We start from the raw sequence: 26252 nt of genomic DNA, 5'->3' as shown, positions 1-26252 counted from the left end.
ATCCCAGTCTCATCGCGCTTTAGGACGCGGATATTGCCTCGCCCAGGGCCCGCAAGGGTTAGCGGTCTTGCGTCACCTAACGCTTGCCGTAAGCAGGCCAGAGGCTGTCTGGCGGAGGTCGCGAAACGCGACATTGAGTTTTTCCAGATTATCCTTCTGGTTGCCGCCCTCGTTGATCAGAATCAGGAGACGGTCGACAGCCTTCATCTTTTCCATGGTCAGATCGAAGGCGGCTGCGGTTTCCTTGTCCCAGAAGCGCTGGACCCATGAGCGGTAGACGTATTCCTTCCTTGAAATCGTGTTCATCACCTCATTGTACTCTTGCGCAATAGCGCTCTTGTCGTCGCTACTTGCCCATGTGCTGCCGTAGTAGACCTTCACGAGCCGGTCGATGATAAAGACGAAATGACTGATATCGATCGCCATCTCTTCATAGTACTTGGCGCGCATGTCGGCCCGGTTCAGGGCGAACTTTATTTTCTCCACAAGACGCGTCGAAAACAATCCGAGCACGGTCAAGACGATGCCAACGAACCAGGCACCGGCCTGGTTCGCAAACGAATAGAGAAAGTGAGTAAGCCAGTCCGCCATCGCATCGTTTCCCGGACCGCCAGGCAAACCGTGTGAACTTCGGCACCAAGTCTTGCTTGGAGGAGCGACACCAGAGGTTGAAAAATAGCTGGAGCCGCCCATTTCGAGCAAGCTCGAAACAGTCGTTTCGCAATGACCATCGTAAACCGGCCCGGACATAACTAGATTGGCAGCATGAAAAAGATCGGCTTTCTCTCGTTCGGGCACTGGACGCCCTCGCCGCAATCGCAGACCCGCTCGGCTGGGGATACGCTGTTGCAATCCATCGAGCTCGCGATGGCCGCCGAGGAGCTGGGCGCGGACGGGGCCTATTTCCGCGTCCATCATTTCGCGCGTCAGCTCGCTTCTCCCTTTCCGCTGCTGGCAGCGGTCGGGGCAAGGACCAGCCGTATCGAGATCGGCACTGCCGTGATCGACATGCGCTACGAGAATCCGCTCTACATGGCGGAGGATGCAGGTAGCGCCGATCTGATCGCCGGCGGACGGCTGCAGCTCGGCATCAGCCGCGGCTCGCCGGAGCAGGTGATCGATGGCTGGCGCTATTTCGGCTATCAGCCGGCCGAAGGCCAAAGCGACGCGGACATGGGCCGGCGTCATGCCGAGATTTTCCTCGACCTCCTGCGCGGCGAAGGTTTTGCAAAGCCCAATCCGCAGCCGATGTTTCCGAACCCGCCCGGCCTCTTACGCCTCGAGCCGCATTCGCAGGGCCTGCGCGAGAGGATCTGGTGGGGTGCCGGCTCGAACGCCACCGCCGTCTCGGCGGCCAGGCTCGGGATGAACCTGCAAAGCTCGACGCTCAAGAACGACGAGACGGGCGAGGCCTTCCATGTGCAGCAGGCCGCCCAGATCCGTGCCTACCGCGCCGCCTGGAAGGAGGCCGGCCACGTCAGAGAGCCGCGCGTCTCGGTCAGCCGCAGCATCTTCGCGCTGATGGATGATCGCGACCGCGCCTATTTCGGGCGTGGCGGCGAAGCAGAGGACCAGATCGGATTCATCGACCCGCACACGCGTGCGATCTTTGGCCGCAGCTATGCTGCCGAGCCGGATGTCCTGATCGAGCAGCTCCGCAAGGACGACGCCATCACGGAAGCCGACACGTTGCTGCTCACTGTCCCGAATCAGTTGGGCGTCGCCTACTGCGCCCATGCGATCGAAGCGATCCTGAAGCACGTCGCGCCGGCGCTTGGGTGGCGGTGAGGCAAAGCCGTTCGAGGGCTGTAGGCGGACGGCTTACCGGAATGGCGTTCGGATGGCGGAGAGGGAGGGATTCGAACCCCCGATAGGCTTGCACCTATGCCGCATTTCGAGTGCGGTGCATTCAACCACTCTGCCACCTCTCCTGAAGGCGCCAAATCGGGGTAGCCCCGTGCGGTCGGGGCGTGTTCTAGGCGAGGATGACGGGTCAGACAAGGCGGGCGGGACGAAAATCCCGCGCCTCGTGGATGGTGCGCGCAGGAAAGCTGCTGCAAAACCGGTCCGAGAGCCGGTTTCGCGCCAATTTGCACGGTCCTGCACCAGCGCCGGATCGGGCGCTCACTCTCCGAATGGAGCGCCGAGCAGGGCCAAAGCCGTCAGCACGACCGGCAGCGTTCCCAGGACGATGACCGTGATACGAAACACCAGATCGTTCCCCATGCGGTAATACTAGACCTGAGAGAACGGGTGCAAAGTGCAGATTGTGCCAAAACGTAGCAAACCCAGCGGAGCGCAACCAAGCCCTGTGGAAGCGAATCACAATGGAAGCGACGGGGCTGGGAAGCAACGGGGCTGGGAAGCAACGGGCCGGCGCCGCGACAGCCGCACGGGTGGGACCGCCAGACGCGGTAAACACTGGCGGTCCCGTTGCCGCTCATTGAAATTGCAGGCCGAGAAGGGCGGCTTCGCCGGCCGGCGTGAGGCGACGGATGGACCGTAGCGACCGCGCGGCGTGCTGCAACGCAATCCGCGCCTTAACCTAACCAGTCAAGGTTACTCCTCGTCGTTCTACCTGCTCTCCTTGTTGTTTTCCTTGTTGGCTTCCTTATTGGTTTCCTTGGCCTTCTTCTTCCCGTTATCCGTGGAGTTACGGTCCTTGCCGTTCGCCCCCTCCTTGCGGCGGTTGGTGAAGCGCGCATTGCCGAGCCCGGTGCCGATGGTGAGAACGCCCCAGCGCTCGACGTCCTGCATGAACGGCACCTCGGAAAGCCCCTGCACAACGCCGTCATTGTGCATCAGGATAGCGGTGTCGTGCTCGCCGATGACCGGGATGCCTTCGACCAGGCTCGCCGGTAGGTTGAACTTGCTGCTCTCCCAATTGCCGGGGAGATTCTGTGCGCCTTTCTCGATCGAGCCGTCCTCCTTGATCACGCCGGGACAGGCAATGCCGATGAAAGGCGCGAGCCTCAACCCCTCGGTGTCGGCCACCGCGATCAGCTCCTTCAGCATCTTGGTGAGCCGCTTTACCGCACCTTCGCGGGTCGGCTCGTCGTCGGCGTGACGCCACAGGTCGGACTTCCAGACGCAGGCCTTGGAGAGATCCTTCGCCTTTTTCCAGCGGGTCTCGACCACGCCGCAGCGGATATTGGTGCCGCCGATATCGACGGCGAGGATGCTGTCATGGGCCTCGAAAATCCAGGACGGCGCCAGATGCAGCGCGCCGATCAGGGCCGCCTCGTCCGGGTGGAAGCGGATCGGCAGCATGTCGCCCTTGAAACCCTCGGCCTTCAGGATGATGTCGGCGCGGGCGATCGCGAGTTCGCCCAGGCGGCTGTCGCGAAAACCGCCACCGACCACGATGCGCTCGGTCTTCGCCCAGGCTTTTGTCTTCAGGAAGCGACGGGTGACGTAGGCGAGCTCCTGGGCAAAATCCTCGATCGCGCTGTGCACCACGGCGGAGGCCTCGGTATCGTCGCCGATCAGCATGTCATCCAGCGTCTTCTTGGCGATCTTGTCCGAGGGCTCGTCGCCAAAGGGGTCCTCGCCGGTCTTGCGCAGCGGCTTGCGCCAATGGTCCAGGATGGCCCGGAATGCGCTTTTGCTGGCGCGGTCCCCGAGAAAGCCGTCCTCGTCCTTCAGCTCGGCGTTAAAACTGTCGACGTCCACCGACGGCAGGCGGGCAGCGCCGTGCTGCGCGATCCCCGTCGTCAAAACCAGCTCGTCTGCCATGGAGCCCTTGCCCGCTTTGAAATCCGGGATGACAACGGCGGGGGAACTCGTTGGTTGCAGGTGCGGCCAATTATCCGTGCCAGCCGGCCTGACGGCAAAAACCGCGCAAATGCTTCAAATTCGGAGCCTTTTTGGCCCGGTTTTCCTTGACTCCGGTCGTTCGGCCGCTATAAGTCCCCGCAGCAGGCGCGGGGCGTTGCTCGCGCCGCTTGTTTTTGCGTGGATTTTGAGGGTCATACCCCACCCGCGCAGAACGCTGAAAACCCATAGCGACTGACAAAAAGCCGGCCCGGACGAAAGTCCGAAAGGCCGGGATTGAACACGAAGGAAGAGAACGATGTTCGCAGTCATCAAAACCGGCGGCCGGCAGTACCGCGTCGTTCCGGATGATGTCCTGGAAATTGGCAAGATCGCCGGCGAAGTCGGCACGATCGTGCAGTTGAGTGAAGTTTTGGTGGTCGGCGGCGACACGCCGGTCCTGGGTGCCCCGACGGTTGCGGGCGCGTCCGTGGCAGCTGAGGTGCTCCAGCACAAGCGCGGGCCGAAGGTCATCGCGTTCAAGAAGCGCCGCCGCAAGAACTCGCGCCGCAAGCGCGGCTATCGCGACGAGATCACCGTGCTCCGCGTCACCGAGATCCTGACCGAAAACGCCAAGCCCACCAAGGGGCCGCGTCCGAAGAAGGAGAAGGTGGCGAAGGAAGCCGCTGAATAGCGAAACTTTGATCACGCCAATTCACAAATTGATGCGTGAGAAATTGTGAAATGATTCCGTCAAGGAATTGATCTAGAGATACGCAGGATTTCGGAGACGAGCCATGGCTCACAAAAAAGCAGGCGGTTCATCGCGCAACGGACGCGATTCGAAGGGCAAGCGCCTCGGCATCAAGGTGTTCGGCGGGGAGCGTGTGATTCCCGGCAACATCATTGCGCGCCAGCGCGGTACCACCTGGCATCCCGGCCTTAATGTCGGCATGGGCACTGACCACACTCTGTTCGCCAAGGTTGAAGGCCGCGTTGCGTTCCAGGCTAAAGCCAACGGCCGCACATTCGTATCGGTGCTTCCGATCGCAGAGGCGGCTGAATAATACGGTGGATCAAATTGGAGTCCGCCGGGTCCTGACCAAACCGGCGGAGTCCTTGAGATCAAAAGATCGAAGGCTCCAGGGGAGGCGGGAAACCGGCCTCCCCTTTTCGTTTTGACTCAAAGTCTTTGACGGAGCCGGACATGTTGCAGGACTTTTCGAGCACGATCTTGCGCGAGGCGAGACCTCATGTCGTCGCCACCGAGCGGCTGACCTTGCGCAAGCCGACGCTCGCCGACGTCAAGGCGATCGCGCGCCTCGCCAACGACCGCCGCATCGCCGAGAACACGCGCCGCCTGCCGCATCCCTATTCGCACGACGATGCCGTGGAATTCGTCCGCGCCACTGCGGAGCTCGGCAGCGAGACCGCGTTCCTGATCGAGCATGACAATGCGCCCGTCGGCATGATCGGAATCGACTGTTCGACGCCGGATGCAGCCGAGCTCGGCTACTGGCTCGGTGTCGAGCATTGGGGAAGAGGCTTTGCCACCGAGGCTGCGCGCGGGGCGATCGACTTCTTCTTCGAGGAGTTTTCGGAAGATCATCTCTACGCCGGCGCGCGCGTCACCAATCCGGCCTCGCGCAACGTGCTGGAAAAGTGCGGCTTCCAGTGGAGCGGCGTCCAGCTGCATCGCTTCTACGCGCTGGGCTCCTCGACGCCCGTCGACTGCTTCCGCCTGTCGCGCGGCGTGTGGTCCTCGCTGAAGAGCTGGAGCAGCGCGAGGCGGGTCAGGTAAGGCGCGAGCGACGCCACAGTCACGATCGTCGTCCCGGGCTCGCGCTTCGCGCGTTCCGGGCCGACGGTCGCATTTGCACTCACACCGGCGGATTAACCTGCGTGTCCTGCCGACCCAAGTCCCGTTCGCGCAGGAAGATGTAGAAGCCCGCGCCGATGATGATGGCGGCGCCGATGATGGTGGCGATCGAGGGGACGTCGCCGAACACGACGAAACCGAAGATCACGGCCCAGACGATCATCGAGTATTGATAGGGCACCACCACGCTCGCGGGCGCGAGCTTGAGCGAGCGGTTGACGCACAGGAGCGCGGCGACCGAGGTGCATCCTGCCAGCGCAAAGACCACGAGACTGCCCGCGCTCGGCGGCACCCAGTGAAACAGGGACAGGGCGAGCCCGAGCAGGAACGTGCCGCCGAACTGTGAGGAGGCCATCACGATGTCGGGCGTCTCGCGAAGTGAGCGCGTGACCAGCATCAGCGTCGCAAACGACAGGCTGCCGCCGAGCGCGATCAGCGCCGGTAGGCTGACCGTCTGCGCCGACGGGCGGAGCGCGATCAGGACGCCGCAGAAGCCGATCAGGATCGCGGTCCAGCGCCGCCAGCCGACCTGCTCGCCCAAGAAGATCGCGGACAGCGCGGTAACGAAAATGGGACCTGCTAGATAATAGGTGATGACGTCGGCGAGCGGCAGATAGACGGTCGCGAGGAAAAAGGCCGCCACCTCCAGCGTCGAGAGCACCACGCGGAAAAGCTGCAGCCACGGCCGCTCCAGATGGGTGAACTCGTGGCGCTGCCGCCAGATCGACGGCGCCAGCACGAGCAAGGCCGCGCAGGCGCGCAGAAACAAGAGCTGCCCCACCGAATAGGTCGCGACGATGAACTTGCCCATGGCATCGCCGAACGAGAACAGGAAGATCGACAACACCATGAGCGCGATGCCGGCCAGCCGCGCCGAGCGGTCGTCGTAGGCGGAGAGTTTCTTGAAGAGAGGCATTGGCGCCTTTTAGCTGCGTGGATGTCCGGGACAAGCCCGGTCATGACGAATTGAACGTATTGTCGCACTCTTCGCGTCGCGGTAGCGATTGGTATCTTCGGCAAGAGAGCAGCAGATATGACCGCGTTCGATCCGACCCGGCATCGCATGATCCCCACGCAACGCTGGTTTGAGGATTTCGCCCTCGGCGAACGCTTCGTGCTCCCGAGCCGCACGCAGACCGCGGCCGTGTTCGCCGCGTTCCAGACCGCGAGCGGCGACACCCACCCGGTGCACTATGACGTCGAATATTGCCGCGCCCGCGGCATGCCGAACCTGCTCGCTCACGGCTTCCAGACGCTGATCCACACCGCGCCCGGCGCAGGCCTGTTTCCCTTCATGGTCGAGGAGTCGCTGGTCGGCTTCCTCGAGCAGTCGAGCCGCTTTCTCAAGCCGGTGTTCGCCGACGATACGATCTATCCAGCGCTGGAGGTGACCGAACTCGTGCCGGGACGCACGACGGGCGTGGTGACGCTCGCGAGCACCGTCTACAATCAGCGCAAGGAGCTGGTGCTGGAGGGGACCCAGAAATTCCTGATCCGACGGCGGTCGACCTGACTGCTATTCGATCACGCGATCGGCGCTCGCGAGTAGCGTCGCGGGCACATCCAGCGACAGTGCCTTCGCCGTCCTCAGATTCAACGCCAGCTCGAACTTGGACGCCTGATAGAACGGGATATCGCCGGGATACGCGCCGCGCAGAATGGCATCGATGTTGTTGGCGGCGCGCTTGTTCAGTTCGACGAGGTCGAAGGAATAGGTCATGAGACCGCCGACATCGACGAATTCCGACAGCGGGTAGATGGCAGGAAGTGCTGCGGCCGCGATCTGTGCCGTGATCACCGTTCGCTTCGCCATCACGTCAGGACTGTCACCGATCATGACTGCGTCGGCGCCGCTGGGACGAATTCCTGCGATCAGGTCCCGGTAGCTCGCCTCGGTCGTCGGAAATTCGACCAGGTATGGAATGACCTCGGTTCCCGTTGCGGTCGCAGCGGCGCGGACGCTCGGTCCCTGTACACCTTCCCACGCACCACGCAGCGTGACGTAGGCGAGCCTAGAGAGTTTTGGATAGATCTCGCGGAGCAGCGCGATCCGCTTGCCGTGGATCGACGGGCCGGTATCGACGCTGACGCCGGTGAAATTTCCGCCTGGACGTGCGATGTTCGCGGCGATCCCCTGCGCCACCGGATCGGCGGTCAGGGCCACGATCGGAATTTTGTCCGTGGCGCGCTTGAACAGAAGCGCGCCCGGCCCGACGATGTAGATCACGTCGGGATTGCTGCGGACGACCTCCTCGACCAGCGCAGGCGCACCGATGCCCGCCTTCTCTGCGCCCCAGCGCTCGACAGTGAGCGTATCGCCGCTGACCTGGCCAAGCCGGCGCAGTTCGGCGAACAGGGCGCGGTAGTACCGATTGGTGCTGTCCTCGTGCATCAGCGATGACGGCTCCGACGGGCTGTAGATCGCAAGCCGCTTGCCGCCGGGCGCCGTCTGTGCGCCGGCCCGCGACAGCATGGCGACCGACACGGCGCCTGCAATGAACTCCCGCCGCCTCATTTCCACTCCCTGCTCCCCCCCCGCCTATATCACGTCGACCGCCGGACGCCCCAACGGTTAAGCAAGGGCCGAAAATCACTTAAATTTCGGCCTCCGCCCGGACAAGTTCGGGTTGCCGCGCCCGCTCCCCTGCCCTACCTATGGCCCATGAAATTCCTCGACGAAGCAAAGGTCTATATCCGCTCCGGTGACGGCGGGAACGGCTGCGTGGCGTTCCGCCGCGAGAAGTTCATCGAGTTCGGCGGTCCCTCCGGCGGCAATGGCGGCCGCGGCGGCAATGTCGTCATCGAAGTCGCCGACGGGCTGAACACGCTGATCGACTATCGCTACCAGCAGCACTTCAAGGCCCAGAAGGGCGAGAACGGCATGGGCTCGGACCGCCACGGCGCCAACGGCAAGGCGATCGTGCTGAAGGTCCCAATGGGCACGCAGATCTTCGATGAGGACCGCGAGACGCTGATCCACGACTTCACCAAGGTCGGCGAAAAGTTCGTGCTCGCCGAAGGCGGCAATGGCGGGTTCGGCAATGCGCATTTCAAGTCGTCGACCAACCGCGCGCCGCGCAACGCCAATCCCGGCCAGCCCGGCGAAGAGCGCTGGATCTGGCTGCGGCTGAAGCTGATCGCGGATGCCGGCCTGGTTGGGCTTCCCAATGCCGGCAAGTCGACCTTTCTCTCCAAGGTCAGCGCGGCAAAGCCAAAGATCGCCGACTATCCCTTCACCACGCTGCATCCGCAGCTCGGCGTCGTGAATGCCGACGGCCGCGAATTCGTGCTGGCGGATATTCCGGGTCTGATCGAGGGCGCGCATGAGGGCGCCGGCCTCGGCGACCGCTTCCTCGGCCATGTCGAGCGCTGCCGCGTGCTGCTGCATCTCGTCGACGCGACCTGCGAGCACGCGGGCAAGGCCTACAAGACGGTGCGCAAGGAGCTCGATGCCTATGGCGGGCTGCTGACCGACAAGATCGAGATCGTCGCGCTGAACAAGATCGACGCGGTCGAGCCGGATGAATTGAAAAAGCAGAAGGACCGCCTGAAGCGCGCTGCCAAGAAGACACCGCTGCTGCTCTCCGGCGCCACCGGCCAGGGCGTCAAGGAAGCATTGCGCGTGCTTGCAGACGTGATCGGCGAAAGCCCGGTGTCCAGCAAGGCCAAGAGCGCGGCCGAAGCGGAGCCGTGGTCGGTCGACGTCGAGCGTTGAGTCCCGCTGCTTGTCTTCGCCGCCGCGTTAGCGCAGCATCAAGCAATCAATAAGAAGCAGGGCCGAGGCATGTCGCGCGCGAAAAACGTTCTCTGGATCATGTGCGACCAGCTTCGCTACGACTATCTCGGCTGCACCGGTCATCCGACGCTGAAGACGCCGAACATCGACGCCATGGCCAAGCGCGGCGTGCTCTTCTCCAAGGCCTATGTGCAGTCGCCGATCTGCGGGCCGTCGCGGATGTCGTTCTACACCGGGCGCTACATGCGTTCGCACGGCTCGCACTGGAACGGCTGGCCGCTGCGCGTCGGCGAGCCGACGCTCGGCGATCACTTGGGCAAGATCGGCGTGCGCAACGTGCTGGTCGGCAAGACCCACATGGCGCCCGACCTCGAAGGCATGAAAGCGCTCGGCATCCCCTTGGAATCGATCATCGGCGTGCACGTCGCCGAATGCGGTTTCGAGCCCTATGAGCGCGACGACGGTCTGCATCCGACCGGCCGGCCGCGTCCGAAATACGACGCGTATCTGCGCGGCCAAGGATTTGAGGCGACCAATCCCTGGGAGCATTGGGCCAATTCAGGTGCTGCCGACGACGGGTCTTTGCAGAACGGCTGGTTGCTGGTCCACGCCGACAAGGCCGCGCGCGTGCCGGACGAACATTCCGAGACGCCCTACATGACGCGCCGCGCGATGGACTTCATCACCGAGGCAGAGAGCGATGGACGGCCGTGGTGCCTGCACCTCTCCTACATCAAGCCGCATTGGCCCTATATCGCGCCCGAACCCTACGCGAGCATGTACAAGACGTCGGACATGCTGCCGGCGATCCGCTCCGAGCGCGAGCGGCAGAACCCGCATCCGGTGTTCGGCGCCTATATGGACATGCGCTACTCCCGCAACATGGCGCGCGACGAGGCCCGCGAGAAGGTGATCCCGACCTATATGGGCCTGATCACGCAGATCGACGATCAGATGGGCGTGCTGATGAAATTCCTGGAGGCGCACGGCCTCTTGGAAACTACCATGATCGTGTTCACCTCGGATCATGGCGATTATCTCGGCGACCACTGGATGGGCGAGAAGGATCTGTTCCACGAGCAGTCGGCGAAAATCCCGCTCATCATCATCGATCCCTCGAAGGACGCCGACGCGACACGCGGCACGACATGCGATGCGCTGGTCGAGGGCATCGATCTTGCGCCGACCTTCGTCGATTATTTTGGCGGCAAGGTGCCCGGCCACATTCTTGAGGGCCGTTCGCTATTGCCGCTGCTGCGCGGCGACAAGCCCGAATGGCGCAAGGTCGCGTTCTCCGAATATGACTACGCCATGCAGGACGTGCGGCTGAAGCTGAATCAGCCGATCGAGCGCTGCCGCCTGTTCATGGTGTTCGACGGCCGCTGGAAATATATCCACGCCACCGGCTTCCGCCCGATGCTGTACGACCTCGAGACCGATCCGGATGAATTCATTGATCGCGGCGATGATCCTGGTTGCGCCGGCATCATTGCAAGGCTTCAGGCCGAGCTGTTCGACTGGGCGCTGCATCCAAGCGGTCACATCACCACCCCCCCTGATAAGATCGCGACCTATGCCGACAATCAGCTCCAGGTGAAGGGCGGGTTCCTGATCGGCATCTGGGATGAAGCAGAGCTTACCTCGATCCGCGACGGCATCGCGCAGCGTGCGAAGCTGTAGGACCTTTGTGGTGAGGAGGCGCGCAAGCGCCGTCTGGCGGACGATGCTCCGCATCGCCGCGAGAACCATGAGAGCCCTGCTGCTGCACCGCGGCCTTCATCCTTCGAGGAGCCGCTCCGCGGCTCCTCAGGATGAGGAGCAAGAAAGAGTTGCACGGCTCTCTCAACGCTTCATGCCCGGACTTGTCGCGGGCATCCATGTCTCACCCCAAACGCGGAAGCGCGTGGACAAGCGGGTGATCCAGTATTCCAGAAGCGGCGATGGGATACGGCGAGGCTGCGGAGTACTGGATGCCCCGTCTGCGCCTGCGCGGGGCATGACGCTGAGTGTGTGGCAAGACGGATCGCACAAAAAATCCGCCGGAGGGTGCCCTCCGGCGGATCGTCTCAATTACAGCCAGTGGCCTGCCTTACGCCTTCATGTTGCCCTTCACGGCTTCGGCCGTGATGGGCAGGCTGCGGACGCGCGCGCCCGAGGCGTTGAAGATGGCGTTGCCGATGGCCGGAGCGACCACCGTCACCGCTGGTTCGCCGACGCCGGTCGCCTTCTCGCCATTGGCGATCACTGCGACCGCGACCTCCGGCATCTGGCTCATGCGCAAGGGCGTGTAGCTGTCGAAGTTGGTCTGCTCGATGCCACCGTCCTTCAGCGTCGCCTTCTCGTACAACGCAAGCGACAGGCCCCACAGCGCCGCACCCTCGACCTGGGCGCGGATGTTGTCGGGATGCACCTGCGTGCCGACGTCGGTCGCAACCGTGAGCTTCTTCACCGTCACTTCGCCCGAGGGCGCCACGGCGACGTGCGCGACGCAAGCCGTCCAGCTTGCGGTCGCACGTTCCTGCGACGACACGCAGGCCACGCCCATGCCCTCTCCCTTTGGCAGCTTCTTGGTGCCGTAGCCGGCAAGGCCCATCGCGGCGAGCAGCGTGTTGCGCAGCCGCTGCGCGCCGCCGTCGTTCTTGCCCGCGCCATCGAGCAGCGAGATGCGGAACTGGGCGGGGTCCTTGCCCGTCGCAGCCGCGATCTCGTCGATCATGCTTTCGACGGCCCAGAAGGTCCAACCCGGCGCCACCGAGCGGAGCTGACCGGACGGGGTGGCGTTGTGCGCCATCTCGTTCTTGATCGCCCGCACATAGTGGTTGGGTACGGTGTAGAAGAAGTCCGACCCGTTCACCGTGAAGGCATCGAGCGGCCCCTTCTTGTCGACCGAGGGTGACAGGAAATCGGGGATTCCCCAGCGTGCGGTCGGCCAGGCCGAGACCACATCGTGGCTGAGCGCGGTGAGCTTGCCATCGCCGTCCACGCCGGCCTTCACCTTCTGGTAGGTGAGCGGACGCGAGAAATCCATCGTCATGTCGTTCTCGCGCGAGTAGATCACCTTGACCGGCTTGCCCACGGCCTTGGCCGCCTGCACCGCCGGCACCATCATGTCGGCATCGAGCCGCCGGCCGAAGCCGCCGCCGAGCCACATCTGGTGCATGACCACGAACTTCGGATCGATCCCGGCGGCACCGGCGGCGATCGCGCCGGAGCGCGTGGCGAACTGGTTGCCGGAATAGATGTGCAGGATCTCGCCCTTGAACTCCGCTGTGGCGTTCATCGGCTCCATCGGCGCGTGGATGTTGATGTTGGTGGTGTATTCCGCCTCCAGCACCTTGGCCGCCGAGCCGAACGCCGCCGAGGGATCACCGTCCTTGACGAAGTACTGGCCGGAATCGTCGAGGCCCTGGAGCCGCTTCGCCTCGTCCAGCAACGACTGGCTCGACAGCTTCGCGTTCGGACCACCGTCATAGGCGATCTTCAACGCGTCCGCGGCCTTGCGCGCGTTGGCGTAGGTGTTGGCGACAGCCACGACCCAGCCCGAGGTGGTCTGCGTCTTGTCGTCGATGGTGATCGCCTTGATGAAGCCCGGCACCTTCTTGGCGTCGCTGTCGTCGACCGATTTCACCGTGGCGCCGAAGCGCACCGGCGGCGTCACCACCTTGCCGTAGAGCATGCCCGGCAGCATGACGTCGATGCCATACTTGGCCGTGCCGTTGGTCTTGGAGGGGATGTCGAGCTGCGGCACCGACACGCCGATCATGGTGTACTGGTCCGGCGTCTTCAGCGTGATGGCCTTGAGCTCGTCGGCCGTGAAGGTCTTGGTCGCCTTGCCGCTCTTTACCACGTCGGCAAAGCTCATGTGCTTCTTCGACTTAGCGTGCGAGATCACGGAATCGCGCACCACGAGCTCGCTTGCCGGCACGGCCATCGCGGTCGCGGCGGCGTCGGTCAAGGCTATGCGACCCGCGGCACCCGCACGGCTCATCGCGTCGAAGTTCATCATGGTCGACCAGCTGCCGCCGGTGATCTGCGCACCGAGCACGGGGTCGTTGAACTTCGGGTCGTTGGAGGCGAGCTGCACGCGCATGTCGCTCCACTTCGCGCCGAGCTCTTCGCAGACGATCTGCGCCATGGTGGAGGCGATGTGCTGGCCCATGTCGGCCTTGCCGCAGGTCACGGTGACGAGACCTTCCGGCGAGATCGCGTACCAGACGCTCGGCTCGAAATTGACCGGTGCGGCCGCAAGCGCCTCACTGACGCCGGGTACGCCGGCATAGCCGAGCACGAGACCGGTGGCCGCAGTGCCGACCAGGAACGAGCGGCGGCCGAGATCAGTCGTCTCGGGGGTGACGTTCTTCACGTGCTGGTTCATGTGGGCCTCCGCTCGTTGCCGGACGCGGACGCGGTGCGCATCTCGGTTGCGGCACGCATGATCGCCTTCTGGATCCGTGAATACGTCATGCAACGGCAGAGATTGCCGTCCATGTGCGCGACGACCTCTTCCTTGGTCGGGTTCGGATTCTTCGCCAGCAGCGAAGCGGCCTGCATGATCTGCCCGGATTGGCAGTAACCGCATTGCGGGACCTGCTCGGCGATCCACGCCTTCTGCAAGGGGTGATCACCCTTGGCGGAGAGGCCTTCGATGGTGGTGATCTTCTTGCCGGCGACGTCGCCGACCATAGTCTGGCACGAGCGGACGGCTTCGCCGTTGACGTGCACGGTGCAGGCGCCGCACAGACCGGCACCACAGCCGAATTTCGTGCCAGTCATCTGCAATTGCTCGCGGATCGCCCAAAGGAGCGGCGTATCGTTTGCCGCATCCACGGACATACTCCGCCCGTTGATGGTGAGAGTAGGCATGGTTTTCTTCCCCTGCCGGTGCATGAAGCCGCTTACGGCGGCAACTTGTCTGGCCGACACCCACCGGGCTGGCGTCGGCCTTGGGCGCAAGAATGATCGCGTTCGTTTGCGGAGGCAAATGCAATCTGGAAGCGATCGAACAAGCACAACGCGCGCATCACCTTTGTGCGTTGCGACAACGCGTTCGTGCAAACCGGCTGACGGAATAAGCGGCAAAATTCATGCGACGCATGCATGCCATCACGGCGAGCTAGTATCCTCGAAGTAACCCGTCGCGCTAGGATGTTCGAAGCGAGCGAAATTCGTAGGGTTAGCCCGCGGCTGCGCGAAGCGCAGTCCGCTAGGCTAACCCACCTCTTCTTGTGCGGCGACAAAAGCGGTGGGCTACGCTGCGCTAACCCACCCTACAAAATGACAAACGAACACGGCTGAGCGCGATGCCACAGATCGATCGAGACGGAGTTGCGATCCACTACGAAGTCCACGGCAGTGGGCCGCCGCTGCTCCTGACCCACGGCTATTCCTCGACCTCCGCGATGTGGCACGGGCAGATCGATGCACTCGCCAGGCACACCACGCTCGTGCTGTGGGACATGCGCGGTCATGGCCAGTCGGACTATCCCGACGACCCCAATGCCTATAGCGAAGCGCTGACCGTCGGCGACATGGCCGCAATCCTCGACGCGATCGGCGCGCAGCGCGCCATCATCGGCGGGCTGTCGCTCGGCGGTTACATGTCGCTCGCCTTCTATCGCGCACATCAGAAGCGCGTGCGCGCGCTCTTGATCATCGACACCGGTCCGGGCTTCAGGAAGGACGATGCGCGCGAGGCCTGGAACGCGCGCGCACGCGCCACAGCCGACAAGCTCGACCGCGAGGGTCTCGACGTGCTGCAATCGGCGACCCGCGAACGCGCGACCGCCAGCCACCGCAACGCCAAGGGGCTTGCGCTCGCCGCGCGCGGCATGCTGACCCAGCGCGACGCGAAGGTGATGGAGCTCTTGCCCGACATCAAGGTGCCGTCGCTGATCGTGATCGGCGCCGACGACACGCCGTTCCTCGCCGCGTCCGACTACATGGCGGCCAAAATCCCCGACGCACACAAGGTCGTGATCCCTTCGGCCGGGCATGCCGTCAACATCGATCAGCCGCAGGCTTTTGTTGACGCGGTGGTCCCCTTCCTGAAAAATCTGCCGCACGAGGCGGGCCGCGAAGGGATCTGAATGATGAAGCCGACGATGGTGACAACTGTCGCGATAGTGCTGGGCATGATGACGGCCGCGGCCCGAGCCGAGCAATGGGTGCCGCCGCGCCAACCCTTCGTCACGACATTGTCGAACACCGCACCGTTGGCCTTCGGGATGGATGCCGCCCAGGCGGCGCAAGCGTTGGGCCAGCCGCTGCAATATGTTCGCGGACGCCCCGGCAACGAGATCTACCTCGCCTTGCGCAATCTCGGCGGCAGCCGGCTCATCCCCTACCGTCACCGCCTGTTCCTGCAATTCCGCCATGGTCGCCTCGCAGGCTGGAAGGAGGACTACGGCGAGAACTGGATGTGGGAGTAGGACGCAACAGAGCCCTCCCCTCATCCTGAGGAGCTTGCAAAGCAAGCGTCTCGAAGGATGAAGGCCCCGCTGCTGCCGCTCGGCCTCCATCCTTCGAGACGCGCACAAGAGCGCGCTCCTCAGGATGAGGGGAGAGAGCGAAATCTCGGAACCAACAATTCACTCAACAACCAACAACGAAGGACAACCTCGTGGGACAGGACATCAGGCTGACGGCCTCCGACAATTTCCAGCTCGGTGCGTATCGTGCCGACCCCACTGGCGCGCCGAAAGGCGCGGTGGTGGTGATCCAGGAGATCTTTGGGGTCAATCATCACATCCGCTCGGTCTGCGACCGGCTCGCCAAGGAAGGCTATGTCGCGATCGCGCCGTCGATCTTCGATCGCACCTCACCCAATTTCCAGTCGGGCTATTCGCCCGACGAGATCGCCGAGGCGCGCAAATTCGTCGCCAATCCCGACTGGGCGGCGATGCTGCGCGATACGCAAGCCGCGATCGAAGCGGTGAAGAGCGCCGGCCCGGTCGGCATCATCGGATTCTGCTTAGGCGGCAGCATCGCCTATGTCGCAGCGGCGCGGCTCTCCGGCCTCTCGGCCGCGATCGGCTATTATGGCGGCGCCATCGTGCGCTTTGCCGATGAGAAGCCGAACGTACCGACACAGCTGCATTTCGGCGAGAAAGACGCCGGCATTCCCCTGACCGACGTCGAGACCATCAAGGCCAAGCGGGCAGACGTCGAGGTCTTCATCTACGCGAGCGCTCAGCACGGCTTCAACTGCGACGAACGGCCGAGCTACGACAAGGCCAGCGCCGACATCGCCTGGCCGCGCAGCATGGCGTTCTTTGCGACGCATTTGAAATGACGAAGGCATCTTCTCGATCCGGCTAGGGCCGCACGCCAAGCCTCCGCAGCCGGTAGTCGAGCTGCGCCCGGCTGATCCTCAGAGCACGCGCGGCGGCCGAGACGTTGCCGCCGGCACGGGCAAGGGCCGCCTCATAGGTGGCGCGCTCCACATCCGCAAACGATGCTCCATGTTGGGACGACGGCGCAGCTAGCGCGTCCACCGGCTCAATGCCGTCTGCCTGAAGCGGCATCCGTCCAAGCCGTCCCTCGCTGGTAAGCTGGATCGAGAAGGGCGGCAGGAGCTCAGAACCGCTGAACAGATGGGCCACATCGATCATGCCGCCATCATCAGCATAAACGACGCCACGCTCGATCAAATTCTGCAATTCGCGGATGTTGCCGGGATAGTTATATTTGAGCAGCGCGTCGGTCGCACGACGGCTAAAGCCGGTGAGGCGACGGCCGTGCCGCGCACAGTAGACGCCGAGGAAGTGCGCCATCAGCAGCGGAATGTCGTCGCGTCGCTCGCGCAGCGGTGGGATCGCGATCGGAAAAACGCAGAGACGGAAATAGAGGTCCTGTCGGAAGCGTCCGGCGGTCACCTCCGCGCTGAGATCGACGTTGGATGCCGCAGCCACCCGGACATCGAGAGAGATGGTCTTTGTGCCACCGACGCGCTCGATCTTCCGCTCCTGGAGCGCGCGCAACACCTTGCCCTGCGCCGAATAAGTCAGCGAGGCGATCTCGTCGAGGAATAGCGTGCCGCCCGAAGCGCGCTCGAAGTAACCTGCGCGTGACGCGATCGCGCCGGTATAGGCGCCCTTCTCGACTCCAAACAGCTCGGACTCGACAAGCTGCTCCGGAATCGCGGCGCAGTTGATCGCGACGAACGGGCCCGCGCTGCGCCGGCTCATCGCATGCAACTGGCCTGAGAACAGCTCCTTGCCAACACCGGACTCGCCGACAAACAGCACGGTTGCATCGGTGGCAGCGACACGCTCGAGCTGACGCCGCGTGCGAACGAAGGCTGCCGAAACGCCGACCGCAACATCGCCTTTGGCGTCGACCTCGGCAGGAGCCTCCTGTTCGGCAACAGAAACGGCCGCGGCATAAAGAGGGCGGCTCTTCCATTCCAAACCGAAATATTGCCGCTCCGGAGCATTGTCGCCCCAGGCGTCGGCATGCTGACCGATAACGACACAGCGCGGCGCCCCCATGCCTGCGCACTCAATCTCGCGAAAGATCACCGGCCTGCCGAACAGTTTTGTGGTGTAGCCCGAGGGATAGCCAGCCTGGAGCCAGCACACCGGCTCGGTGGCGAGACCATAGCTGGCGACATGCTCGGCCGCTTCCGACGAATCGTCCCAGTAGAACTCACCGAAATAGGTGCCCCTGTCGCGATCAAACTCGAAGTGCCGCGTCGTGACCTTGACGAAACCCTCCAGCGTGTGGACACGCGGTCCCGCAGCCAGCGCGTGGGTCAGGTCTTCGTTCGGAAAGCGTTTCTGGATCAGCGCGGCGTCACGCGCGCCCTGCATGTAGCCCACCCGCATGAAGATCGCCTTGGCGGTTTCCATCCCGAAGGCGTCGATGATCTCGGCGCGCAAGCGCCCGAGCACCTGCGATTGCATCAGGATCATGCGCTGGTCGTTGAGCCAGATGCGGCCATCGCCGAGCGCGAAATGCAGGGACTCCGCAAGATCGTCGAAGGTCGGCGGCGCGCCGGTTTCGATCTGGCTGCTGGCCCCGCGCTTGAGGATCCCCTTCGCGCGGCGCGATGCCTCGGCCAGCGAGACCAACGATTCCTTCTCCGACACGAGCCCCCCGAATTTCATTAAATGATAAAATCAAGCTTAGAGAAACTTCTCCATTTCAGGAAGTGTCCGCCCCGGTCACCCTGCCCGCCGCGGCCCGCCGGCTCTTGAAGTAAATTACTATCCCATTGATGGGCCTTCCATATCTCGACCGGCCGGCGCTCGGCGCATCCGCCCCGCTGCGGCTGGCACCGGCCTTGCTAATTACCTGCCCATTCGCGGGAGGAAGCGAAGCAAGGGGCCCATCCACGGTCTCCACGACAAGATGCGGGAGCATGAATTCCCGTGCGATCGAGCCGGTGATCCATCGCGATCATCAGCACCCGGCCTTGCGCCTTGGCCTCCTCCCTGCACCCGCGGATCGCGCCCCGCGGGCAGTCAACAAGCGCCGCACCATGCGGGCATAAGGGAGGTTTGTTCGATGAACATGCAGGCTCACGATTTCATCGCCGTCGAGCGCTGGCGCGGCAAGGCATTTTTGGGGGAATGGGTCGCGACCGGCGGCGGCACGATGGACATCAGCGATCCTGCAACGCGCGCCACGCTCGGCTCGGTCGGCATCGGGGATGCGACCGACATTGCGAAGGCTGCGCGCGAGGCGCGCCACGCCCAGCCCGCCTGGGCTTCGATGCTTCCGCAGCAGCGCGCTGCAATCCTGAACAAGGCGGCCGATCTGCTCGAGGCGAACGGCGAGGAGCTGATCGGCTGGATCATGCGCGAGAGCGGATCGATCCAGCCCAAGGCTGCAATCGAGATCGAACATGGCGCAGGCTTCGTACGTCACGCAGCGGCTGTCGCGCTCGAACCCAACGGACTCCTGCTGCCGTCGATGGAAGCGGGCCGCTCGAACATCGCCAAGCGCGTTCCGCATGGCGTGGTCGGCGTGATCTCGCCGTTCAACTTCCCGTTGGTGCTGTCGATCCGCGCCGTCGCCGCCGCGCTCGCGGTCGGCAATGCCGTGGTGCATAAGCCCGATCCACGCACGGCTGTGTCGGGCGGCATCATCATCGCGCGCATTTTCGAGGAAGCGGGCCTGCCGAAGAGCGTGCTTCAGGTCGTGCCGGGTGGCACGGCCGCGGGTGAAGCCATGTGCGCCGATCAAAACATCGCAATGATCTCGTTCACCGGCTCGGCCGCCGGCGGCAGCAAGGTCGGCGAAGTCGCCGGCCGGCATCTGAAGAAAGTGCAGCTCGAGCTCGGCGGCAAGAATTCGCTGATCGTGCTGGACGATGCCGATCTCAACGTCGCGGCCTCCAACGCCGCCTGGGGCGCATTCCTGCACCAGGGCCAGATCTGCATGTCGACCGGCCTCGTGCTGGTGCAAAAGAGCATCGCCGAAGGCCTGGCGAACCGGATTGCCGAAAAGGCGCGCCATCTGCCGGCCGGCGATCCGTCATCGGGCCGCGTCGCGCTCGGACCGATCATCAGCGACGCGCAGGTCGCAAAGATCCAGTCGATCGTCGACGATGCGGTGGCCAAGGGCGCGCGGCTGCTCGCCGGTGGCAGCCATGACGGCCGCTACTATCAGGCGACCGTGCTGGCCGACGTGAAGCCCGGCATGCTCGCCTTCGAGGAGGAGATCTTCGGGCCCGTGGCTTGCCTCGTCGCTTTCGAGACCGACAACGACGCGGTCACGCTCGCCAATTGCTCCGAATATGGATTGGCTGCGGGGGTCATCTCAGGTTCGGTGGCGCGCGCACGCGCCGTCGGCGAGCGGTTGAATGTGGGCCAGCTCCACATCAACGACCAGACCGTGAATGGCGGCCCGTTCGCCCCCTTCGGCGGCCGCGGCCGTTCCGGCAATGGCAGCCGCATCTCCGGCCCCGCGATCTGGGAAGAGTTCACACAGTGGATGTGGATCTCCGAGAAGCCGCAAGCAACGCCCTACCCGTTCTGACCTTCATCAGGGCGTCCGGCGCACGACGCGCCGGACGAGATGACGAGTCCAACTCCTACCGCAGCAACCGAAATTCGTGACCGGAGACCCCACAATGAAAATCCGTGCCGCCATCGTCCGCGAAAAGGGCGCGCCGCTCAGCCTCGAGAACATCGACCTCGAAAGCCCGCGTGCCGATGAAATCCTCGTGAAGGTCGCCGCCACCGGCGTCTGCCACACCGACCTCGTCGTGCGCGACGGGATGCTGCCAACGCCGCTACCGGTCGTGCTCGGCCACGAAGGCGCCGGCGTCGTCGAAGCCGTCGGGGCCGCGATCACCAAGGTGAAGCCGGGCGATCATGTCGTGATGACGTTCAATTCCTGCGGTGCCTGCCCGAGCTGCCGCGATCACGCGACCACCTATTGCCATGAATTCTTCCCGCGCAACTTCTTCGCCGCACGTGTCGACGGCAGCAGCGGCCTTTCCAGGGACGGCGAGCGCATCAACGGCAACTTCTTCGGCCAGTCGTCTTTCGCGAGCCACGCGCTGTGCCACGAGGCCAATGTAGTGAAGGTCCCGAACGATGTGCCGCTCGATCTGCTCGGCCCGCTCGCCTGCGGCGTTCAGACCGGGGCAGGCGCTGTCCTGAACGCGTTGCGGGTCTCGCCCGGAAAATCCTTCGCCGTATTCGGCGCCGGCTCGGTGGGACTGTCCGCCCTGATGGCTGCGGTTGTGGTCGGCGCGACGACCATCATCGCCGTCGACACCAAGCCGTCACGGCTCAGTGTCGCCACAGCGCTTGGCGCCACCCACACGATCGATCCGACCAAGGTCAATCCGGTCGAGGAGATCATGCGGATCACTGGCAGCGGGCTGAACTTCGCGCTCGACACGACCGGCCTTCCAGCCGTGATCCGCAGCGCCGTCGAGAGCCTCGGCCCACGCGGCGCATGCGGCATCCTGGGCGCCTCCGGGCCGGACGCCGAAATCGTTCTCAACGAGACCCACTTCATGAGCGGCGGGCGCCGGCTCATCGGCATCGTCGAAGGCGAGTCGAACCCGGACACGTTCATCCCGATGCTGATCGACCTTTATCGACAGGGGCGCTTCCCGTTCGACAAGCTCGTGAAGTTTTACGCGCTCGACGAGATCAACAAGGCGATCCACGCCTCGGAAACCGGCGAAGTCATCAAGCCGATCGTACGGATGAGCTAGGCATCATTCAGGAGGAACCATGTCCAGCGAACAACTCTCGGCCATCCTCGAGATCAGCGCCCAATTCCCGCCGCCCGCGAATGCCGGCCCGGCCGAAATGCGCGCCTGGTTCGAAGCCATCAATGCACCAACGCCCATTCCCGACGGGATCGCGATCGAACGCGTCGCGGCGGGCCCTGTTGGCGGCGACCTGATCCGCTATGCCGGCGCAGACGAAAAGCGCCTGATCATCTACTTCCATGGCGGAGGCTTCTTCTTCGGCTCGTCGCGCTCGCATCGGGTCGTGGCTGCAAATCTTGCGCGCCTCTCGGGCATGACGGTTCTCGCCGCCGATTATCGGCTGGCGCCGGAACATCCTGCGCCGACGGCGCATGACGACGCATCCGCCGTCTACGGATGGGCGCTGGATCGCGGCTATGCGCCGTCGGCAATCGCCCTGACCGGGGATTCCGCCGGCGGCAATCTTGCGCTGGCGATCGCGGTGCGGGCACGCGAGGCAGGTCTGCCGCAACCGGGCGCGCTGGTGCTGATGTCGCCCGCGCTCGACTTCACCGGCGAGAGCGAATCCTATCGCACGATCGCGGATGCGCCGCTGCTCACGCCGCAACTGATGGCGCTGTTCACCAATGTCTATGTCGGACAGGGTGATCCGAAATCACCGCTGGTGACGCCGTTCGACAGCGACCTGTCGAAACTGCCGCCGACCCTCATTCATGTCGGCTCTTGGGAATTGCTGCGCGACGACAGCGTCCGGATCGCTGAAAGGCTGCGCAAGGCCGGCGTGAGGACCGATCTGAAGGTCTGGGAAGGCATGTGCCATTCCTGGCAGCTCTTCGCGCCGATGCTCGACGAGGGCATGGCCTCGATCCATGAAGCCGCCGCCTTCGCGAAAACCCAACTGAAGGCGTGAGCAGCATGCCGCGCCCGCCTCGACGGAAATCGGGTGGGCGCGGCGCGGGCCGCGGCTATAAGGCTTGCAGCATCACGTTGTCGCAAGCCGAGAGGTTGCTCATGCCGCAGCAAGCCACAGCCCGCATCATCCGCAATCCGTTTGGCACGATGGACGTACCCGACGCGGCCGATCGGGAGGTCACGGATTATGCCGCAACCGTGATGCTCGCGGGCGAGGCGGACGACAGCAACGCGGCACAATGGGCTTCGATCCCTGCACCATCTGATCCTCTCGACGGCGCCTGGGCGAGCCGCTGGAACGGCGGTGCCGATCCGACCATTCCGGGCGATGCGCCGGGCAAGTGGAAACAGGGCCGGGCCGAGCTCCGGGTCGCAGGGAATCGGATCTATCTGCGCTTCGACTGGGACGATGGCCGAAGGCACGGGCTCATCGATTCCGCGCGCGACGGTGCACATCGCCTGATCGGAAAATACATCAACTTGACGGACCCCGGCATCACGCGTCCCTGGGTAGGACTCGTGGTCGACGCGGCGCGCATCGACGGATGCTTTCCGAACGGGCGACTCGATTTCAGGCGGTGAAGCGCGAGCCATGACCGGCGCAAGCTTCACTACCGACATTCACTGTGCTGTGCGTGAAAAGATCTCTAGAACTTTGTCAGCCAGAGCGTTGCCGAGATCCGCATTGTTTTGCCCGGAGAAATGGATTCCATCCAGACCGCCGGTCGAGATCACGCTTCCGGCGTCGAAGAACTCGACCTTCATGAAGTTGGCCAGGGACCTGAACTGTGTCGCAAGCTCTGCCGTCTTCTCGCGGCCACCCTCAAACATTCCCTGGAGCCAGGGATCGGCTACGGGCGCAAGTGGAGGCGGCGCCACGACGAGCACCTGCGGGGCCCCGTAAACCGTGCCAACGCCACCAGTCGAAGTGAGCACCTGGCCGACCAGCTTCGACATGCCGACCGCAATCTCATAGGCCGTGCGATGATAGTAACTCTTCGCATCGTTCGTTCCGAGCATGATGATCACGAGGTCCAGCGGAAGGTGACTTGCCAGAGCGGAGGGCAGATAGAGGGATCCGTTCAGGCGCGGATCAACCGGATCATCGATCGCCGTCGTTCGCGCACTCAGACCTTCCTCCACGATTTCGTAATCCGACCCAAGCTTGGAGGCCATGATCCCCGTCCACCGCTCTGGATAAGGAAATCTCGTCGTTGGCGCTCCCTCGCGAACAGCAATCCACCCCCAGGTGAGAGAGTCGCCAAAACACAGAATTCGCCTGCCCATGAGAACCTCGCTCAGTTGAACTAGGAACGGATGCTGCGGAAGATTGCGGCGAATAGAACTAGCACTGCCTCCCGCACTCCGCAGCCCAATTCGGCACTTCCCGGTTGCATCAGGCTGACAAGAACGCTTGGCACTCATCGGCAATCTTACCGCCGCGGGGCACGACAGCCCGAGCAATCAACGCGAGCCGTTCCAATTCGACTGAGTTGTCAGACCAATATGCTTTGTCAACACGCAACAAGGCGCTTAGGAGGTCACCGGGGAAAAATTCCGTTTCCAACAGCGGCTCATTTGAAACCAGCTGAAGTGCTTTTGGAACGAGTATTGATAGCCCGATCTTCTGACTGACCAGCATACGCAGATCGCCCGAGGTGAAATCCTTCAACGGCGTTCGACGCAACCGCAAGCACCTCGCCACCATACCTGTCGGAGCCGTCTCCGGGTCCCCCCAATTCTGCCCATCAATTTGCTCGAGCGTTCGGAGCTCATCAAACATCGGCATCCCCACAGTTCCGGCGACCTTAGAATACTGTGTCAGGTCCTTCTTGTCTTTTAGGCGTGACAGGATTTTCCGTGTGGGGTCAATCGCGTTGCTTCGTCCCCGCAGCTATGGCGTCCAGTCAACTCTGATGAACGGACGTCTTCAGCGCGGATCGTCACGGCTCTCTCAGCATGTCATCCCCATTGCGCAATGGGGATGCGCCGACAGGCGCAGGCCGGAATCCATCGCGCCTGGAGTCGGCGGCAAGATGGATTCCGGGCTCGCGCCTCGCGCGCCCCGGAATGACGATGAGGAGAGATTTAGAACCAGCGCTCGCCGACGTAGACGGTGTCGCCGGGGCCGACGGCGGTGCCGAGCGGCACCACGGCACGCATCGCGCCACCGGCATCGCTGCGGGTCACGGTGACCACGTCGCGCTTGGCGCGCGGCGAGAAGCCGCCGGCGATCGCGACCGCGCTCTCGACCGTCATGTTCGGCACATAGGGATATTGGCCGGGCGCAGCCACTTCGCCCAAGATGAAGAAGGGACGATAGGATTCGATCTCAACCGCCACTGACGGTTCCCGGATGTAGCCGTTGCGCAGGCGCGCGGCGATTTCGGAGGCGAGCCCGGCCGTGGTGCGGCCGCGCGCCGGCACCGCACCGATCAGCGGCATGGTGATCGCGCCGCCGGCATCGATCGCGTAGGTGTTGGTGAGACCTTCCTGGCCGTAGATCACGACGCGCAGCTTGTCGCCGGCATCGAGATGATAGGATGCGTCATAGCGCACCCGCATCGGCGCAGGCATCGGCGCGGCATAGCCGGCCGCTTCGGGCGCGGGAGCTGCGGCAAAGGAATTGCGAAGCGCGCTGATGGCACCGCCACCGGAATTGTCGACGACGGCGACCGGCTGCGGCCCGGCGGGTTGACCGTAGGCCATGTAATCGAGATCGCTGCGCGGCTGCGCGACGGCGACGGGACCGACGGTTTGCATGCAGCCGCCAAGGGCAAGCGCGGCGGACGCTGCCAAGATCGACAATCGAAACGCGCGCGCAACCCGCACTGGAGCCATCCCTAGAACCGAGATGGCTCCAGTCTTGCACCCGTCATGGTTAATAAAGCGTTGAGGGCAGATTACCGGCGTGCGTCACGCTGTCATTCCGGGGCGCGCAAAGCGCGAACCCGGAATCCAGAAGTTGTGGCGCGAGATTCCGGGTTCGATGCTTACGCATCGCCCCGGAATGACGGTGTGGATCACGCGCTCACACCGACGCCGATCGGGCAGGAGACGCCGGTGCCACCCAAGCCGCAATAGCCGGCTGGATTCTTGGCGAGGTATTGCTGGTGGTAGTCCTCGGCGAAATAGAACTCGCCGGCGGGCGCGATCTCGGTGGTGATGGCGCTGAGTCCCTTGGCTGCGAGTGCCTTCTGATAGAGCGCCCTGGACTCGTCGGCCGCCTTCTTCTGCGCATCGCCATAGGTGTAGATCGCGCTTCGATATTGCGTGCCGACGTCATTGCCCTGACGCATGCCCTGCGTTGGGTTGTGGTTCTCCCAGAACGCCTTCAAGAGCCGCTCGTAGGAGATCTTCTTCGGATCGTACACGACCAGCACCACCTCGGTGTGGCCGGTGCGGCCCGAGCAGACCTCTTCATAGGTGGGATTGGGCGTATGGCCGCCGGCATAACCGACCGCGGTGACGTAGACGCCCTCGCCAAGCTCCCAGAATTTGCGCTCGGCACCCCAGAAGCAGCCGAGCCCGAACACGGCCTGCTCGAGACCCGCGGGGTAAGGCGGCTTGAGCTTCTGGCCGTTGACGAAATGGGTGGTGGCGGTGGGTAAAGGCTGCGCACGGCCCGGCAGCGCCTCGGCTGCGCTCGGGAGTGCAGTGGTCTTGCGCATGAACAGCATGGTCGGATCTCCGAAACGAGTTGTCCGTCGCCCAAGCAGGGGCGCCTGAGGCGGCGTGCTCGCGATACCAGTTGAATATAGGCAATTACGCCTGGAGAGGCAGCCCTGTTACGT

The 26252-nt window shown here is 63.7% G+C and carries 25 protein-coding genes and 1 tRNA gene; 14 read left to right on the top strand and 12 right to left on the bottom strand.

From position 1 onward, the window contains the following. Window positions 1–72 precede the first annotated feature (72 nt). Window positions 73–798, bottom strand: a complete 726-nt coding sequence (locus tag SO156_RS22425; RefSeq protein ID WP_498536257.1) for a hypothetical protein — start codon at window positions 796–798, stop codon at window positions 73–75. Between SO156_RS22425 and SO156_RS22420 the strand changes: the two genes are divergently transcribed. Next, a complete protein-coding gene (locus SO156_RS22420; protein WP_498536256.1) occupies window positions 766–1788 on the top strand; it encodes an LLM class flavin-dependent oxidoreductase in 1023 nt (340 codons plus the stop codon). The two genes, SO156_RS22425 and SO156_RS22420, sit on opposite strands and share 33 nt — an antisense overlap. A gap of 53 nt (window positions 1789–1841) precedes the next feature. On the opposite strand, the gene SO156_RS22415 is transcribed toward SO156_RS22420, so the two are convergent. Both SO156_RS22415 and SO156_RS22410 read right to left on the bottom strand, forming a co-directional pair. Continuing rightward, window positions 1842–1931 (bottom strand) — tRNA-Ser (locus tag SO156_RS22415). A 643-nt stretch (window positions 1932–2574) separates the two neighbouring features. Next, window positions 2575–3735 carry an ROK family protein gene (locus tag SO156_RS22410; protein ID WP_498536255.1) on the bottom strand — a complete coding sequence of 387 codons (1161 nt, stop codon included), beginning with the start codon at window positions 3733–3735 and terminating at the stop codon, window positions 2575–2577. A 337-nt stretch (window positions 3736–4072) separates the two neighbouring features. On the opposite strand from SO156_RS22410, the gene rplU reads away from it, so the two are divergent. The 3 genes from rplU to SO156_RS22395 all read left to right on the top strand — a co-directional run bounded on the left by rplU (window position 4073) and on the right by SO156_RS22395 (window position 5554). Continuing rightward, window positions 4073–4447, top strand: coding sequence for a 50S ribosomal protein L21 (rplU, locus tag SO156_RS22405; RefSeq protein ID WP_458148263.1), 375 nt, complete (start codon window positions 4073–4075; stop codon window positions 4445–4447). 103 nt (window positions 4448–4550) lie between these two features. After that, a complete protein-coding gene (gene rpmA, locus SO156_RS22400; protein ID WP_027554523.1) occupies window positions 4551–4820 on the top strand; it encodes a 50S ribosomal protein L27 in 270 nt (89 codons plus the stop codon). Window positions 4821–4960: 140 nt separating this feature from the next. Continuing rightward, on the top strand, window positions 4961–5554 hold the full coding sequence (locus SO156_RS22395) for a GNAT family N-acetyltransferase (RefSeq protein WP_458148262.1): 594 nt from the start codon (window positions 4961–4963) through the stop codon (window positions 5552–5554). A 79-nt stretch (window positions 5555–5633) separates the two neighbouring features. Here the strand turns inward: SO156_RS22395 and SO156_RS22390 are convergent, their stop codons facing one another. Then, entirely contained in the window at window positions 5634–6548 is a 915-nt protein-coding gene (locus SO156_RS22390) for a DMT family transporter (RefSeq protein ID WP_498536254.1), read from the bottom strand. A 117-nt stretch (window positions 6549–6665) separates the two neighbouring features. On the opposite strand from SO156_RS22390, the gene SO156_RS22385 reads away from it, so the two are divergent. Next, window positions 6666–7145: a MaoC family dehydratase gene (locus SO156_RS22385; protein ID WP_458148260.1), complete on the top strand. Its 480-nt coding sequence runs from the start codon at window positions 6666–6668 to the stop codon at window positions 7143–7145. Window positions 7146–7148: 3 nt separating this feature from the next. On the opposite strand, the gene SO156_RS22380 is transcribed toward SO156_RS22385, so the two are convergent. Next, a complete protein-coding gene (locus SO156_RS22380) occupies window positions 7149–8147 on the bottom strand; it encodes an ABC transporter substrate-binding protein (protein WP_498536253.1) in 999 nt (332 codons plus the stop codon). Between the two features lie 147 nt (window positions 8148–8294). On the opposite strand from SO156_RS22380, the gene obgE reads away from it, so the two are divergent. Both obgE and SO156_RS22370 read left to right on the top strand, forming a co-directional pair. Next, window positions 8295–9347: a GTPase ObgE gene (gene obgE / locus SO156_RS22375; RefSeq protein WP_458148258.1), complete on the top strand. Its 1053-nt coding sequence runs from the start codon at window positions 8295–8297 to the stop codon at window positions 9345–9347. A gap of 69 nt (window positions 9348–9416) precedes the next feature. Further along, a complete protein-coding gene (locus SO156_RS22370) occupies window positions 9417–11048 on the top strand; it encodes an alkaline phosphatase family protein (protein WP_498536252.1) in 1632 nt (543 codons plus the stop codon). A gap of 409 nt (window positions 11049–11457) precedes the next feature. Here SO156_RS22370 and SO156_RS22365 read toward each other — a convergent pair whose 3' ends face one another. Next, window positions 11458–13743, bottom strand: coding sequence for a xanthine dehydrogenase family protein molybdopterin-binding subunit (locus SO156_RS22365; RefSeq protein ID WP_498536251.1), 2286 nt, complete (start codon window positions 13741–13743; stop codon window positions 11458–11460). Then, window positions 13740–14231 carry a (2Fe-2S)-binding protein gene (locus SO156_RS22360; protein ID WP_084808318.1) on the bottom strand — a complete coding sequence of 164 codons (492 nt, stop codon included), beginning with the start codon at window positions 14229–14231 and terminating at the stop codon, window positions 13740–13742. Before SO156_RS22360 ends, SO156_RS22365 begins: the two co-directional genes overlap by 4 nt. 437 nt (window positions 14232–14668) lie before the next feature. On the opposite strand from SO156_RS22360, the gene SO156_RS22355 reads away from it, so the two are divergent. The 3 genes from SO156_RS22355 (at window position 14669) to SO156_RS22345 (ending at window position 16659) form a co-directional block, all read left to right on the top strand. Next, on the top strand, window positions 14669–15454 hold the full coding sequence (locus SO156_RS22355) for an alpha/beta fold hydrolase (RefSeq protein ID WP_498536250.1): 786 nt from the start codon (window positions 14669–14671) through the stop codon (window positions 15452–15454). A 3-nt stretch (window positions 15455–15457) separates the two neighbouring features. Beyond that, window positions 15458–15796: a hypothetical protein gene (locus SO156_RS22350; protein WP_498536266.1), complete on the top strand. Its 339-nt coding sequence runs from the start codon at window positions 15458–15460 to the stop codon at window positions 15794–15796. 191 nt (window positions 15797–15987) lie between these two features. After that, window positions 15988–16659 carry a dienelactone hydrolase family protein gene (locus SO156_RS22345; protein WP_498536249.1) on the top strand — a complete coding sequence of 224 codons (672 nt, stop codon included), beginning with the start codon at window positions 15988–15990 and terminating at the stop codon, window positions 16657–16659. 22 nt (window positions 16660–16681) lie between these two features. Here the strand turns inward: SO156_RS22345 and SO156_RS22340 are convergent, their stop codons facing one another. Beyond that, on the bottom strand, window positions 16682–18457 hold the full coding sequence (locus tag SO156_RS22340; protein ID WP_498536248.1) for a sigma 54-interacting transcriptional regulator: 1776 nt from the start codon (window positions 18455–18457) through the stop codon (window positions 16682–16684). Between the two features lie 418 nt (window positions 18458–18875). Here SO156_RS22340 and SO156_RS22335 point away from each other — a divergent pair, with 418 nt between their 5' ends. The 4 genes from SO156_RS22335 (at window position 18876) to SO156_RS22320 (ending at window position 23040) form a co-directional block, all read left to right on the top strand. After that, on the top strand, window positions 18876–20351 hold the full coding sequence (locus SO156_RS22335; protein WP_498536247.1) for a benzaldehyde dehydrogenase: 1476 nt from the start codon (window positions 18876–18878) through the stop codon (window positions 20349–20351). Window positions 20352–20445: 94 nt separating this feature from the next. Continuing rightward, window positions 20446–21546, top strand: coding sequence for an NAD(P)-dependent alcohol dehydrogenase (locus SO156_RS22330; RefSeq protein WP_498536246.1), 1101 nt, complete (start codon window positions 20446–20448; stop codon window positions 21544–21546). A gap of 19 nt (window positions 21547–21565) precedes the next feature. Further along, a complete protein-coding gene (locus tag SO156_RS22325; protein WP_498536245.1) occupies window positions 21566–22456 on the top strand; it encodes an alpha/beta hydrolase in 891 nt (296 codons plus the stop codon). 101 nt (window positions 22457–22557) lie between these two features. Then, on the top strand, window positions 22558–23040 hold the full coding sequence (locus tag SO156_RS22320; RefSeq protein WP_458148248.1) for a hypothetical protein: 483 nt from the start codon (window positions 22558–22560) through the stop codon (window positions 23038–23040). A 39-nt stretch (window positions 23041–23079) separates the two neighbouring features. On the opposite strand, the gene SO156_RS22315 is transcribed toward SO156_RS22320, so the two are convergent. From SO156_RS22315 to msrA, 4 genes are all read right to left on the bottom strand, one after another. Beyond that, entirely contained in the window at window positions 23080–23745 is a 666-nt protein-coding gene (locus tag SO156_RS22315; RefSeq protein ID WP_458148283.1) for an SGNH/GDSL hydrolase family protein, read from the bottom strand. A gap of 109 nt (window positions 23746–23854) precedes the next feature. Beyond that, entirely contained in the window at window positions 23855–24241 is a 387-nt protein-coding gene (locus SO156_RS22310) for a contact-dependent growth inhibition system immunity protein (RefSeq protein ID WP_458148247.1), read from the bottom strand. Window positions 24242–24546: 305 nt separating this feature from the next. Then, the gene (locus tag SO156_RS22305; RefSeq protein WP_458148246.1) at window positions 24547–25299 is read right to left on the bottom strand and encodes a polysaccharide biosynthesis/export family protein; all 753 of its coding nucleotides are present in this window, start codon (window positions 25297–25299) and stop codon (window positions 24547–24549) included. Window positions 25300–25481: 182 nt separating this feature from the next. Next, window positions 25482–26138: a peptide-methionine (S)-S-oxide reductase MsrA gene (msrA, locus tag SO156_RS22300; RefSeq protein ID WP_458148245.1), complete on the bottom strand. Its 657-nt coding sequence runs from the start codon at window positions 26136–26138 to the stop codon at window positions 25482–25484. Window positions 26139–26252 lie beyond the last annotated feature (114 nt).

Source organism: Bradyrhizobium sp. UFLA05-125, from assembly GCF_059803515.1.
The sequence above is the reverse complement of the archived record's forward strand: the minus strand, read 5'-3'. Positions and strand labels throughout refer to the sequence as shown.